This window comes from Sphingomonas sp. Ag1 (genome assembly GCF_000980895.1).
Lineage (GTDB): Bacteria > Pseudomonadota > Alphaproteobacteria > Sphingomonadales > Sphingomonadaceae > Sphingomonas > Sphingomonas panaciterrae.
The window spans coordinates 168585-181821 of record NZ_LAZX01000094.1 but is presented as its reverse complement, the minus strand read 5'-3'; the positions used below and the strand labels follow the sequence as shown (position 1 = coordinate 181821).

General features: G+C 66.0%; 11 protein-coding genes. All 11 read right to left on the bottom strand.

Translation table 11 applies throughout. The annotated features are described in order from the left end of the window. Positions 1–17: 17 nt before the first annotated feature. The 11 genes from XM50_RS13650 to sufC all read right to left on the bottom strand — a co-directional run bounded on the left by XM50_RS13650 (position 18) and on the right by sufC (position 13210). Positions 18–1637, bottom strand: coding sequence for an alpha-D-glucose phosphate-specific phosphoglucomutase (locus XM50_RS13650; protein ID WP_046410264.1), 1620 nt, complete (start codon positions 1635–1637; stop codon positions 18–20). Further along, positions 1634–3067, bottom strand: coding sequence for a glycogen synthase GlgA (glgA, locus tag XM50_RS13645; RefSeq protein WP_046410262.1), 1434 nt, complete (start codon positions 3065–3067; stop codon positions 1634–1636). The genes XM50_RS13650 and glgA overlap by 4 nt, the downstream gene beginning before the upstream one ends. A gap of 10 nt (positions 3068–3077) precedes the next feature. After that, positions 3078–4334: a glucose-1-phosphate adenylyltransferase gene (gene glgC, locus XM50_RS13640; protein ID WP_082103072.1), complete on the bottom strand. Its 1257-nt coding sequence runs from the start codon at positions 4332–4334 to the stop codon at positions 3078–3080. Positions 4335–4479: 145 nt separating this feature from the next. Beyond that, positions 4480–6633 (bottom strand): 1,4-alpha-glucan branching protein GlgB, encoded by a 2154-nt coding sequence (gene glgB, locus XM50_RS13635; RefSeq protein ID WP_046410259.1) that lies wholly within the window; start codon positions 6631–6633, stop codon positions 4480–4482. Next, complete coding sequence (locus tag XM50_RS13630; RefSeq protein ID WP_046410257.1) at positions 6630–9059, bottom strand: glycogen/starch/alpha-glucan phosphorylase; 2430 nt, start codon at positions 9057–9059, stop codon at positions 6630–6632. Before XM50_RS13630 ends, glgB begins: the two co-directional genes overlap by 4 nt. Positions 9060–9126: 67 nt before the next feature. Continuing rightward, entirely contained in the window at positions 9127–9480 is a 354-nt protein-coding gene (locus XM50_RS13625) for a HesB/IscA family protein (RefSeq protein ID WP_046410255.1), read from the bottom strand. Continuing rightward, a complete protein-coding gene (locus tag XM50_RS13620) occupies positions 9480–9950 on the bottom strand; it encodes an SUF system Fe-S cluster assembly protein (RefSeq protein WP_046410253.1) in 471 nt (156 codons plus the stop codon). Before XM50_RS13620 ends, XM50_RS13625 begins: the two co-directional genes overlap by 1 nt. Next, entirely contained in the window at positions 9947–11158 is a 1212-nt protein-coding gene (locus XM50_RS13615) for a cysteine desulfurase (RefSeq protein ID WP_046410252.1), read from the bottom strand. Before XM50_RS13615 ends, XM50_RS13620 begins: the two co-directional genes overlap by 4 nt. Continuing rightward, positions 11155–11391, bottom strand: coding sequence for a hypothetical protein (locus tag XM50_RS20895; RefSeq protein WP_046410250.1), 237 nt, complete (start codon positions 11389–11391; stop codon positions 11155–11157). The genes XM50_RS13615 and XM50_RS20895 overlap by 4 nt, the downstream gene beginning before the upstream one ends. Beyond that, complete coding sequence (locus XM50_RS13605) at positions 11391–12470, bottom strand: SufD family Fe-S cluster assembly protein (RefSeq protein ID WP_046410247.1); 1080 nt, start codon at positions 12468–12470, stop codon at positions 11391–11393. The genes XM50_RS20895 and XM50_RS13605 overlap by 1 nt, the downstream gene beginning before the upstream one ends. Beyond that, positions 12467–13210, bottom strand: coding sequence for a Fe-S cluster assembly ATPase SufC (gene sufC / locus XM50_RS13600; protein WP_046411674.1), 744 nt, complete (start codon positions 13208–13210; stop codon positions 12467–12469). The genes XM50_RS13605 and sufC overlap by 4 nt, the downstream gene beginning before the upstream one ends. Positions 13211–13237: the final 27 nt, after the last annotated feature.

Genomic DNA, 13237 nt, shown 5'->3' with positions numbered 1-13237 from the left:
TCACCCGCGCCGCCGGGTCAGGTAATCACATCGGGCCGCGCGCGGCCGGTGTGCCGGGTAATGCCGGCAATCTCATCCGCCGCACGCGCGATATCGGCCAGCATCTCGCCGGTATCCTGATCCAGCCGCCCGCCGACCGGCTCATAGCGTTCCAGATACACGCGGAGCGTGGCGCCGCTGGTTCCGGTCCCCGACAGGCGGAAGACAACGCGGCTGCCGCCCTCGAACAGGACGCGCAGCCCCTGCTGGCGGCTGATCGATCCATCGGTCGGGTCCTCATAGGCGAACTCGTCCGCCGCTTCGATCCGCAGGCCGGCGATCTCCTGCCCCGGCAGGTCCGAGAGGCGGGCACGCAGTCCGTCCACCAGTGCCTCGGCTGCCGCGCTGTCGACGCCTTCATAATCATGCCGCGCGTAATAAGTCCGGCCGAACCGCGCCCAATGCTCCTCGGCGATCTGCTTCACCGACTTGCCGGTGGCCGCCAGGATATTCAGCCACAGCAAAACCGCCCACAGCCCATCCTTCTCGCGCACGTGATCGGACCCGGTGCCGGCGCTTTCCTCACCGCAGATCGTCACCATGCCGGCATCCAGCAAGTTGCCGAAGAACTTCCACCCCGTTGGAGTTTCAAAGAGCGGGATGTTCAGCGCGGCGGCAACGCGATCGGCGGCCGCACTGGTCGGCATGGATCGCGCGATCCCCCTCAGCCCCTCCGCATAGGCCGGGGCAAGGTGCGCATTGGCCGCCAGCATGGCGAGGCTGTCCGACGGCGTGATGAAGATGTCGCGGCCAATGATGAGATTGCGATCACCATCACCATCGGAAGCGGCGCCGAAATCGGGCGCATCTGCACTCATCATCAGATCATATAATGTGCGCGCATGGACCAGATTGGGGTCCGGATGATGGCCGCCGAAATCCTCGAGCGGCGTGCCGTTGCGCACGGTGCCCTGTTCGAACCCCAGTCGGCGCTCCAGGATCTCGGTCGCATAAGGCCCAGTCACCGCGCTCATTGCGTCGAAGGCCATGGTCAGGCCAGCACCGCGGATTGCGGTGAAATCGAACAATGACTGCATCAGGTCGGCATAAGCCGCGACGGGATCGACCACCTCGACCGTCATGCCGGCAATCTCGGTCTCTCCGATCGCGTCGATGTCGACCGCCTCCGCGTCGGCAATGCGGTAGCTGTCGATCGCCCGGGTGCGTTCCAGGATCGCGTCGGTCACCTTCTCGGGCGCAGGACCGCCATTGGCGACATTGTACTTGATCCCGAAATCCTCGTTCGGCCCGCCCGGATTGTGGCTCGCCGACAGGATCAGCCCTCCGATCGCCTCACGGCTGCGGATCAGGTGAGACGCGGCCGGCGTCGACAGGATACCGCCCCGCCCCACGATGACGCGGCCAAAACCGTTCGCCGCCGCCATGCGGATCGCCTTGTCGATCACCTCGCGGTTCAGGTAACGGCCGTCGCCCCCGATGATCAGCGTCGCGCCCTCGCGCCCCTCGACCACCTCGAACACCGACTGGATGAAATTCTCGGCATAATGCGGCTGCTGGAATACCTTCACCTTCTTGCGCAGTCCGGATGTGCCGGGCTTCTGGTCGCCATAAGGGGTGGTGGAAACCGTCTCGATCATGCGCTCACTAGGCTCCGGTAAAGCGCCGCATAGGCCGCGCCGCTGGTCTTCCACGAAAAATCGGCGGCCATGCCGCGCTGCTGCATCCGCCGCCACCGCGCCGGCTGGCCGTAGAGGCTGACCGCCTTGCGCAAGGCGTAGGTCAGCCCTTCATGCGTGACGTCGTCGAACTGTATGCCGGTCGCCACCCCGGCGCCGAGCGCGGCCGGATTGGCATCGATCACCGTATCGGCCAGCCCGCCGACCCGCGCCACGATCGGAACGCAGCCATAGGCGAGGCCATATAATTGCGTCAGCCCGCAAGGCTCGAAGCGCGACGGGATGATGATCGCGTCGGCGCCGCCCTGCAGCAGGTGCGACAGAGCTTCGTCATAGCCAATCCGCACGCCGATCCGCCCCGGGTGGCGTGCCGCGGCGCGAAGGAACGCCTGCTCCAGCCCCTCGTCCCCCGACCCAAGCAAGGCCAGCCGCCCGCCCATATCGACCAGCGAGTCGAGCGCACCGGCCAGCACGTCCATGCCCTTCTGCCACGTCAGCCGGGTGACGACTGTGAACAGCGGCCCCTCCGCCTCGTCCAGGCCGAACTGCTGCTCGATCGCCCGCTTGTTCTGCACGCGCCGCGCGAGATCAGCCTCGTCGTAACGCGCGCACAGCGCCGCATCGCTGCGCGGGTTCCACACCGCGGGATCGATACCGTTGACGATCCCGGTCAGCTCGGCGGACCGGCCGGCGATCAGCCCCTCCAGCCCCATGCCGAATTCGGGCCGCAGGATCTCGCGGGCATAAGTCGGGCTGACGGTCGTGATCGCCGTCGCCGCCGCCAGTCCGCCCTTCAGGAAGCCGACCCCGCCATAATATTCGACCCCGTCGATCGACCACGCCTCGGGCGGCAGCCCCAGGCGCGGGAACACCTCCGCCCCGAACTGCCCCTGAAACGCGATGTTGTGGACGGTCAGCACCGATTTCACCGCCGCCTGGGCATATCGCAGATACACTGGGGCCATCCCGCCCTGCCAGTCATGCGCATGCAGCAGATCGAAGCGCAGCCCCCGAACCCCGCCGGTGGCGACCTGCGCCGCCGCCTGCCCGAACGCGGCAAAGCGCTGCCAATTGTCCGGCCAGTCCCCGCCAGCGGCAGCGGCATACAGCCCGCCCTTCCGCGCAAACAGGCCGGGCGCCTCCAGGACCAGCAGGGGATGGCCCGCAATCTCCCCGCGCAGCAACCGCGCCTCGCCCCCGCCCATCAGGTCGCGCCAGCGATACACCGCTCGTCCCCCCGCCGCCTTCATCACGGCGGGATAGCCCGGCAGCAACGTGGTGACCTGCACGCCATGTTCGCTCAGCGCCGCCGGCAGCGCACCGACGACGTCGGCGAGCCCCCCGGTCTTGACCAGCGGATACGCCTCCGAAGCAACCGACAATATCTTCACGCAGCGTCGCTCACAGTCGGTCGATCATCGGCTTCGTGATCAGGCAAACGCCATTGTCGGTTCGGCGAAACCGCTTGGCGTCCAGCACCGGATCATCGCCGACCACCAGCCCGTCGGGGATTTCCACGCCGCGATCGATCACCACCTTCCGCAGCCGCGCGCCCCGGCCGATCTTCACGAACGGCAGCACCACCGCCTCATCAAGCATCGCAAAACTGTGCGTCCGCGTTCCCGTCGACAGGAGCGAACGGTAGATCGAGGAACCCGAAACGATGCAATCTCCCGACACGAGGCTCGCGACCGCCGAACCGCGCCGGCCGTCGACGTCATGCACGAACTTGGCCGGCGGCGTCAGTTCCGAATAGGTCGAAATCGGCCAGGTCCGGTCATAAAGGTCGAGCGCGGGCACCACATCGGTAAGGTCGATGTTCGCTTCCCAGTACGCGTCCACCGTCCCCACATCGCGCCAATAGGCTGATGCCTCGTTCGATGACCGGACGCAGGAGTCGGTGAACTGATGCGCCACCGCCTTGCCGTTCTTGACCAGCCAGGGGACGATGTCGCGCCCGAAATCGCGCTTGGAATCGGGCGTCGCGGCATCACGTCGCAGCTGGTCGATCAGCAGCGCGGTCCGAAAGACATAAATGCCCATCGACGCCAGCGCGACGTCCGGCTTGCCCGGCATCGCCGGCGGATCGGCGGGCTTCTCGATGAAATCGAGGATCCGGCCGCTCTCGTCGACATGCATCACGCCAAAGCCGACCGCCTCCATCCGCGGCACTTCGAGACAGGCGACCGTCACGTCCGCGCCGCTGTCGCAATGCTGCTGCAGCATCAGCTCGTAATCCATCTTGTAGATGTGATCACCCGCCAGGATCACCATATATTCGGGATCGTAGCTCTCGATGATGTCGATGTTCTGGAACACGGCATCGGCCGTGCCTTCATACCATTGGAACTCGCTGATGCGCTGCGAGGCGGGCAGGATGTCGAAGCTCTCGTTGCGCTCGGGCCGCAGGAAGTTCCAGCCCCGCTGCAGGTGACGGATCAGCGAATGCGCCTTGTACTGGGTCGCGACGCCGATCCGGCGGATGCCCGAATTGATCGCGTTCGACAGCGCGAAATCGATGATCCGGCTCTTGCCCCCGAAATAGACCGCCGGCTTGGCCCGCGTATCGGTCATTTCGTGAAGGCGGCTGCCGCGCCCGCCGGCAAGCACATAGGCCATCGCGTCTCGGGCCAGCGGCTGTCCTCTTCTGTGGTCCATCGTGCCTTCCTTGCCCCACGCGGCGGGGTACGTTTCGGGAGGGCCTGTCTCCCTCAGTCATGATGCCAGGGGAACAGGCCCTCCCCTGGTCTCTCGAAGGCCGGGGATAGACGCCCCCGCACTGCCTCCACCCGAGAGCAAAACGCTATCCTTCAAACTCGAGCATGATCGTCGCCAGCGGCGGCAGCGTGACCATTGCCGCGCCGTCGCGCACCTCTACTCCGCCCATGTTGCCGAGGCCCGATCCCCAGTAGAAACTGGAATCGGAGTTCAGGATCTCGCGCCAGCGGCCATCATGCGGCAATGGAATACGATAGGGCGCGCGCGCGACCGGCGTCATGTTGCAGATCACCGCAATTGGCGCCGCGCCCGGTGCCTTGCGCAGCCAGACGAATACCGAATTGGCCGCGTCATCGGCAACCAGCCACTCGAACCCTTCCGGCTCGCAGTCCCGCGCATGAAGCGCCGGCTTTTCGCGATAGACCCGGTTCAGATCGCGGATCAGCTTGCGCACGCCCTCATGCGCAGTCGAGTGCAGCAGGTCCCAGTCCAGCGCCCGCGCCTCGCTCCACTCGCGCCGCTGGGCGAACTCCTGCCCCATGAACAGCAGCTTCTTGCCCGGATATCCCCACATCAGCGCATACATGGCGCGCAGGTTGGCAAATTGCTGCCAATCATCGCCGCTCATCTTCGCCAGCAGCGAACCCTTGCCGTGCACCACCTCGTCATGGCTGAGCGCCAGGACGTAATTCTCGCTGAACGCGTAAACCAGGCCAAAGGTGATGTCGTGATGATGGTGCTGCCGGTGGATCGGCTCGCGCGCCATGTACTTCAGCGTGTCGTGCATGAAGCCCATGTTCCACTTGAATCCGAACCCCAGCCCGCCGTCATGCGCGGGGTGAGTCACGCCCGGCCAGGCGGTCGATTCCTCCGCCACCGTGAAGATGCCCGGATGCGCGCCATAGACCGCGCGGTTCATCGACTGGAGGAAGGACGCCGCCTCCCAATTCTCCCGGCCCCCTTCGGCATTGGGGATCCACTCGCCCGGCTGCCGGCTGTAATCGCGGTACAGCATGGACGCGACGGCATCGACGCGCAGCCCGTCGACGTGAAACCGCTCGGCCCAGAACAGCGCATTGTTGACGAGGAAGGCCGACACCTCGCGCCGGCCGAAATTGTAGATCGCCGTGTTCCAGTCGGGATGGAAGCCCAGCCGCGGATCCTCATGCTCGTACAGCGCGGTGCCGTCGAAATGGATCAGGCCGAATGCGTCCATCGGAAAATGCGCCGGCACCCAGTCCAGCAACACGCCCAGCCCCGCGCGATGGGCGCCATCCACGAACCGGGCAAAACCCTCGACGTCGCCGAACCGCGCCGACGGCGCATACAGGCCCGTCGTCTGATATCCCCATGACGGATCATAAGGATGTTCGGAAATCGGCATGAACTCGATGTGGGTGAACCCCATGTCGACGACATAGGGGATCAGCCGGTCTGCCAGCGCGTCCCAGGTCAGGAACCAGCCATTCTCGTCCCGGTCCCACGACCCGGCATGCACCTCGTAGATGCTGATCGGCACGCGGCGCGGATCGACCTGCGCCCAATGCGCGACATGGTCCGCGTCGCCCCATTCATGGGTCAGCGGGGTCGCGGTGATCGATGCGGTGCCGGGGCGCAATTCCGTGCGAAAGGCGTAGGGGTCGGCCTTCAGCGGCTGCAACTGCCCATCCGGGCCGACGATCTCGAACTTGTAATGCCGCCCCTCGGCGATGTCGGGGATGAATATCTCCCACACGCCGACGTCCGCGCGCCGCCGCATGACATGGCGCTTGCCGTCCCAGTCGTTGAAGTCGCCGACCACGGAGACACGCTGCGCATTGGGCGCCCAGACGGCGAAATGCACGCCCGATGCACCTTCATGCTCAATCAGATGCGCGCCCATCTTGTCGTGCAGGCGGAAATGCGTCCCCTGCGCGATCAGCAAATCGTCGACGGGACCCAGCACGGGGCCAAAGGTATAAGGGTCGGTCACCCACCATTCGGCGCCCCCGCCCTGCGCATGATAGCGCAGTGGCTGCGGCTCGCCGGCGATCACGCCCTCGAACAGCCCGCGCTCATCGACACGAACCAGCGCGCCGAGCGCCGTCCCCGACAGCGTCTGCGCCTCGACCCGCTCGGCCCCTGGGATCAGCGCGCGGGCAAAGGTCCCGGTCGGGCCGGCATAGACGCCCAGCAGCGAGAAAGGGTCATCGTGGCGCCCAGCGAGCAAGGCGGCGATCGCGCTGGGCGGCGGCTTCACATCACGTTCCAGATGTCGCGCGCATATTCGCCGATCGTCCGATCGGACGAAAACCAGCCGACATTCGCCACGTTGCGGATTGCCGACGCCTGCCATCCGCCGCGGTCGATCCAGCGGGCATCCACCGCGCGCTGCGCCGCCGCATAGGCATCGAAATCGGCCGTCACCATGAACCAGTCATGGTCGTAGAGGCCGCTCATCAGGTCGCGGTATCGGCCAGGATCGTCGGGCGAGAACACGCCGGAGGCGATCGCGTTGATCGCCTGCGACAGCTCCCGGCTGCTCTCGATGATAGACCGCGGCGAATAGCCCGCGCGTCGCGTTTCGGCGACCTCGTCGGCCGTCAGGCCGAAGATGACGATATTGTCGTCGCCCACCCGGTCCTTGATCTCGATATTGGCGCCGTCCAGCGTGCCGATCGTGATTGCGCCGTTGAGCGCGAATTTCATGTTCCCCGTCCCCGACGCTTCCATCCCGGCGGTGGAGATCTGTTCGGACAGGTCGGCGGCGGGAATGATCCGCTCCGCCAGGCTGACATTGTAATTGGGGATGAAGCCGACCTTCAGCAGCCCGCCCACGGCGGGATCGCTGTTGATCCGCTTGGCGACGTCATTGGCCAGTTTGATGATCAGCTTGGCGTTGTGATAGCTCGACGCCGCCTTGCCGCCGAACAACTTCACCCGCGGCACCCAGTCGCGCTCCGGATGGCTGCGGATCTGGTCGTACAGCGCCACCGTCTCGATGATGTTCAGCAACTGCCGCTTATATTCGTGGATCCGTTTGACCTGGACGTCGAACAGCGCATCGGGGTCAACCCGCAGCCCCTGATCTTCCCTGAGATAATTCGACAGATCCACCTTGTTGGAACGCTTCACTTCACCAAAACGCTCCCGAAACGAGGCGTCGTTCGCAAAAGATTCTAATAACTTGAGTTGCTCGGCATCGTCGCAGAACGCCGGTCCGATCGCATCGCGGATCAGGGACGTCAGGCGCGGGTTGCACTCCATCAGCCAGCGGCGCGGCGTGATGCCGTTGGTCTTGTTGTTGATCCGGTCCGGGTACAGGCGGTGCAGGTCGGCGAACACCGTCTGCTTCATCAGCTCGGTGTGCAGCGCGGCGACGCCATTGACGCTGTGGCTGCCGACAAAGGCGATGTTGGCCATCCGGATGCGCCGCTCGCCATTCTCGTCGATAAGGCTGATCGCGGCGATCGCCCCGCCGTCAGCCGTCCCGCTTCGCGCCGCCTCGCGCAGCACCTGCGCATTGATCGCATAGACGATCTGCATGTGCCGCGGCAGCAGCCGCTCGAACAGCGGCAGGGGCCAGCTTTCCAGCGCCTCGGGCAGCAGGGTGTGGTTGGTGTAGCCGAACGTCCGCCGGGCGATATCCCACGCCTCGTCAAAATCGAGTTCGTGATGGTCGAGCAACAAGCGCATCAGTTCGGCGACCGAGATCGCCGGGTGCGTGTCGTTGAGCTGGATCGCCGCCTTCTCCGGCAGCAGGCGAATGTCCCCGAAATATTGCATGTGCCGGCGGACGACGTCCTGGATCGAGGCGGAGGAGAAGAAATACTCCTGCCGCAGCCGCAATTCCTGGCCGGCGGCACTGGCGTCCGACGGGTAGAGGACCCGCACCAGCGCCTCTGCCCGCACCTGCCCTGCAAGCGCCCCGGCATGATCGCCGGCGTTGAACGCGTCCAGCCGGATGGGATCGAAGGCGCGCGCGCTCCACAGCCGCAGCGTGTTCACCCTCTTGCCGCGCCAGCCGACCACCGGCGTATCGAAGGCGACCGCCTCCACTGCTTCCGCCGGGTTCCAGTCGACCCGCCCGGCGGCATTGCTGGTAACCTCGCCGCCGAAGCCGATGAAATAGGCGCTCTCGCGCCGCTCGAACTCCCACGGATTGCCATGGGTCAGCCAGGTTTCGGGAAGCTCGACCTGCCAGCCATCGTCGATGCGCTGGCGGAACATGCCGTTCACATATCGGATGCCATAGCCATAAGCGGACAGCTCCAGCGTCGCCATGCTCTCCATGAAGCACGCCGCCAGCCGCCCCAGACCGCCATTGCCCAGCGCAGCGTCCGGCTCGATCTCCTCGATCTCGTCCAAGTCCACGCCCAGCGACGCGAGCGCCGCCTTCACCTCGGCATTGCGGCCAAGGTTGGACAGCGCGTCGCGCAGCAGCCGCCCGATCAGGAACTCAAGGCTAAGGTAATAGACGCGCTTGGCGCCGCTCGCGTGCGCCGCGCGGGTCGATTCCATCCATTTGTCGATGATCTCGTCGCGCAGCGTCAGGATGGTGGCGTCCAGCCAGTCGTGCTTGCGCGCGGCGCGCTCATCCTTGCCGATGCGATGGATCAGCGTGTCGACGATCCGGTTCGCCAGCGGCGAACGGTCAACGGCGGGCGAAGCTGCGGCGTCGGTCATCAACCACGAAGCTTAGCGCCGGCGCGCGTAGAGTCACGCGCCATGCTGCAGTGCAGCTTGTCTCACATCAGACGGTGAAGCTCTCGCCGCACCCGCAGGCGCCCTTCGCATTGGGGTTGTTGAACACGAAGCCCGCGGTGAAATCGTCCTCGACCCAGTCCATCGTCGATCCGATGAGATACAGGATCGATCCGCCATCGACATACAGCGTGCCGCCGGGCGTCTCGATCTTCTCGTCGAACGGCTTGGCTTCGGTCACATAATCAACCGAATAGGCAAGGCCGGAACAGCCGCGCCGCGGTGTCGACAGCTTCACGCCGATCGCTCCCTCCGGCGCCTTGGCCATCAGCGAGGCGACCCGCGCCTTCGCCGTGTCGGTCAGGATCAGCGCCGCGGGGCGCTCACGAACAGCCGTCGCCATCACAACATCCCCAGTTCGAGCCGCGCCTCGTCGGACATCTTGGCCGGGTCCCACGGCGGATCCCAGACGAGGTTCACGTCGACGATCGACACGCCCGGCACCGATCCGACGCGCAGCTCGACCTCGGCGGGCATCGACTCGGCCACCGGGCAATGCGGGGTCGTCAGCGTCATGGTGACCACGGCATGGCCGCCGTCCGTCACCTCGACATTGTAGATGAGGCCCAGCTCATAGATGTTCACCGGGATCTCGGGATCGTAGATCTCCTTCAGCGCATCGATGATCGCTTCGTACAGTGCGCCGCCCGGTTCATGTCCCGCGTCACGCTGCGGCTTTTGCGCAAGGAACCCGTCGAGATAGTCGCGCTGGCGACCACCCGTCTCCACCGGCGTTTCCACCGCATCCTCGACGCGCGCGCGGGGCGGCTTCGTCTCGGCTTCCACTTCCTCGATCCGGATCGGCTCGCTCATCCGAAAATCCTCGTTACTCTTTCTATGCCCCTGGCCAACGCCTCGACATCGGCCGGCCCGTTATAGACGCCGAAGCTCGCGCGAGCGGTCGCCTCGACGCCCAGCGTCTCCATCAGCGGCTGCGCGCAATGATGGCCGGCGCGGATCGCGACCTTCGCCTCGTCCAAGATGGTGCCGATGTCGTGCGGATGCACCCCCTCGATGGAGAAGGAGACGATCCCGGCGCTGTCCTCCGGCCCAAACAGGCGCACGGAGTTGATCGCGGACAGTGCCTCGCGCGCCTGCCGGACCAGCGCTGTCTCATGTGCATGGATGCGGTCGAGACCGATGCCCTCGACATAATCGATCGCTGCACGGAGGCCGAGCGCGCCGACGATATGCGGCGTTCCCGCCTCGAAGCGCGTCGGGGCCGGGGCGTAGGTCGTCTTCGCGAAGGTCACGCGGTCGATCATCGATCCGCCCCCCTGATAGGGGGGCATCGCATCGAGCAGCTCCGCCCTGCCCCACAGCACGCCAAGGCCTGTCGGGCCGTACAGCTTGTGCGCGGAAAAGACGTAGAAGTCGCAATCGAGATCGACGACGTCGACCGGCATGCGCGGCACGGCCTGGCAGCCATCGATCAGGATTTTCGCACCGACGCCGTGCGCAAGCGCGGCGGCGCGTTTCGCGTCCAGCACCGATCCCAACACGTTCGACACATGAGCCAGCGCGACCAGCTTGTGCGCCGGCGTCAGCATCGCGGCCATAGCGTCGAGATCGATGCGGTGATCGGCGGTCAGCGGCACGACGTCGATCGCGGCACCGACACGCTCGGCGACCATCTGCCACGGGACGATGTTCGAATGATGCTCCAGTGCCGACAAGAGGATCCGGTCGCCCACCTTCAGCTGGGTCCCCGCCCAGCATTGCGCGATGAGGTTGATCCCCTCCGTGGCGCCGCGAACGAAGACGATCTCGCCTTCCTCCCCGCCGACGAAGCCAGCGACGCGGCGACGCGCGGCTTCATAGGCCAGCGTCATGTCCGCCGACCGCTGGTACACGCCGCGATGGACGGTAGCGTAAGTGGTGTCATAGCCGCGCGTGATCGCGTCAATCACCGGACGCGGCTTCTGCGCCGTCGCGGCGGTATCGAGATAGGCCCAACCTGCGGGAATCGCCGGAAAATCGGCGAGCACATCAAGCGGGCGGGCTGTGGCGAGAACGGTCATGCGACCTCGCGAATGTTGAGGAAGTTGAGGCGCTGGCGCGTTTTTCTCAACATTGGGGATGCGGCGAACAAAGGGGAATGCTGACAGATGAAGCGCCTGTAGGACAGGCCCGTGACGAGACCGGCACCCGCCACGTTCCTTCCGAGCATCGTCGAGGAACGTGCGGCGAGCGATGCGCCCGCGGCCGGCCCCTCGACTGCGCTCCGGACGAACGGGGTGAGTGATTGGTCCATCAATCCAGCGCCGCCTCGAGCCAGGCATCGGCGTCGGCCTCGAACGCCGAGCGCACCGTCTCGTCGCCGATCCGCTCCAGCGCGTCGGCGACGAACGCCCGCGTCAGGATCGCCTCGGCACGCGCCCGCGGGATTCCGCGGCTCTGCATGTAGAACATCGCGCGCTGGTCGAGCTCGCCGACCGTCGCGCCATGCGCGCACTTCACGTCGTCGGCAAAGATCTCCAGCTCGGGCTTCAGGTTTACCGTCGCGGTACGATCGAGCAGCAGGCCGCGCAGGCTCTGCTCGCCGTCGGTCTTCTGCGCATGGCGCGCCACCTCGACCGCCGCCGCCAGGCTGACCTGCGAACGATCCGCCGCGACCGCGCGCCACACCTGGCGCGACGAGCCATTGGGATGCGCATGGTTCACGCGCACCGCACATTCCTGCTTCTGGTCAGCCGACGTCAGCAGCGCGCCGCCATATTCGGCGAAGGCGCCGTCGCCCGCCATGGTCAGCTGCGCGTCGATCCGGCTCCCCTGCCCACCGGCACCCAGGAACACGGTGACGAGGCTCGCCGCCTCCCCGATCTCCGCCGCCTCGCGCAGCGACACGAACCCGGCGGGCTGAAGCAGCCGCACCGACCGCATCAGCCGCGCCCCCTTGCCCAGCCGCGTGCGGGTAAAGCGGTTCTGCCAGCCTGCACCGACGAACGTCTCCACCACCTCGGCCGCGGCATCGTCGGCAAGGATGATCTCCGCCGGCACATGGTTCTGCCGCCCGGTGGCGACATGAACGATCTGCACCGGATCGGCAGCCGCCTGCGCATCAAGGTGGAGCGACCAACCGGTGCCGCCAGCGCGGCGGCCGAGCGGGTGATCGTCCGCACCAAGCGCGCCGATCGCCACGCGATGAAGGTCGCTGCGCCCCTCATCGAGCACGCCGTCAACGAACAGCAGCTTCGCGCCCGGCAGATCGAGGAAATCGGCCTCCGGCGCCGCGATCGGTGCCAGCGCCGCTGCCGCCGCCAGCCCGCCGAGGTCGGCCCAGCGCCACGCCTCTTCTCGGGCCGAGGGCAGATCAAGCACGGCGTCGCTCACGCCGCGATCTCCGCATAACCCTCACGCTCGAGCTGATGCGCGAGCTCCGCGCCGCCCGAACGGGTGATGCGACCATCGGCAAGGACGTGAACGAAGTCCGGCTTCACGTAATCGAGCAGGCGCTGATAATGGGTGATCAGCAGCACGGCCTTTTCGGGCTTGCGCATGATGCGGTTGATGCCGTCGCCCACGATCCGCAGCGCGTCGATGTCGAGGCCGCTGTCGGTCTCGTCGAGGATCGCGAACTTGGGATCGATGATGCCCATCTGCACCATCTCGTTGCGCTTCTTCTCACCGCCCGAGAAGCCGACGTTGACCGGACGCTTCAGCATCTCCTGGTCGAGGCCGAGTGCATCGGCCTGCGCCCGCGCCAGCTTCAGGAACTCACCGCCCGACAGCGGCTTCTCACCACGGCCGGCGCGCTGCGCGTTGAGGCTTTCACGCAGGAACTGGACGTTGGAGACGCCGGGGATCTCGACCGGATACTGGAAGCCGAGGAACAGCCCCGCCGCGGCGCGCTCATGCGGCTCCAGCTCGAGCAGATCGACACCATCAAAGGTGACGCTGCCTTCGGTCACTTCATAACCGGGGCGACCGCCGAGCACGTAGCCAAGCGTCGACTTGCCCGCGCCGTTCGGCCCCATGATCGCGTGGATTTCACCCGCATTCACGGAGAGGCTGAGGCCCTTGAGGATCAGCTTGCCGTCGATCTCGGCGTGGAGGTTTTCGATTCTAAGCATGGTCATTCCGAAATGGAGGCGGTCGGA

Bases quoted from the DNA above. Each gene is read 5' to 3' on its own strand.
- XM50_RS13650 (WP_046410264.1), bottom strand. From the start codon at position 1,637: ATGATCGAGACGGTTTCCACCACCCCTTATGGCGACCAGAAGCCCGGC.
- XM50_RS13625 (WP_046410255.1), bottom strand. From the start codon at position 9,480: ATGGCGACGGCTGTTCGTGAGCGCCCCGCGGCGCTGATCCTGACCGAC.
- XM50_RS20895 (WP_046410250.1), bottom strand. From the start codon at position 11,391: ATGGACCAATCACTCACCCCGTTCGTCCGGAGCGCAGTCGAGGGGCCG.
- glgC (WP_082103072.1), bottom strand. From the start codon at position 4,334: ATGGACCACAGAAGAGGACAGCCGCTGGCCCGAGACGCGATGGCCTAT.
- XM50_RS13630 (WP_046410257.1), bottom strand. From the start codon at position 9,059: ATGACCGACGCCGCAGCTTCGCCCGCCGTTGACCGTTCGCCGCTGGCG.
- XM50_RS13615 (WP_046410252.1), bottom strand. From the start codon at position 11,158: ATGACCGTTCTCGCCACAGCCCGCCCGCTTGATGTGCTCGCCGATTTT.
- sufC (WP_046411674.1), bottom strand. From the start codon at position 13,210: ATGCTTAGAATCGAAAACCTCCACGCCGAGATCGACGGCAAGCTGATC.
- XM50_RS13620 (WP_046410253.1), bottom strand. From the start codon at position 9,950: ATGAGCGAGCCGATCCGGATCGAGGAAGTGGAAGCCGAGACGAAGCCG.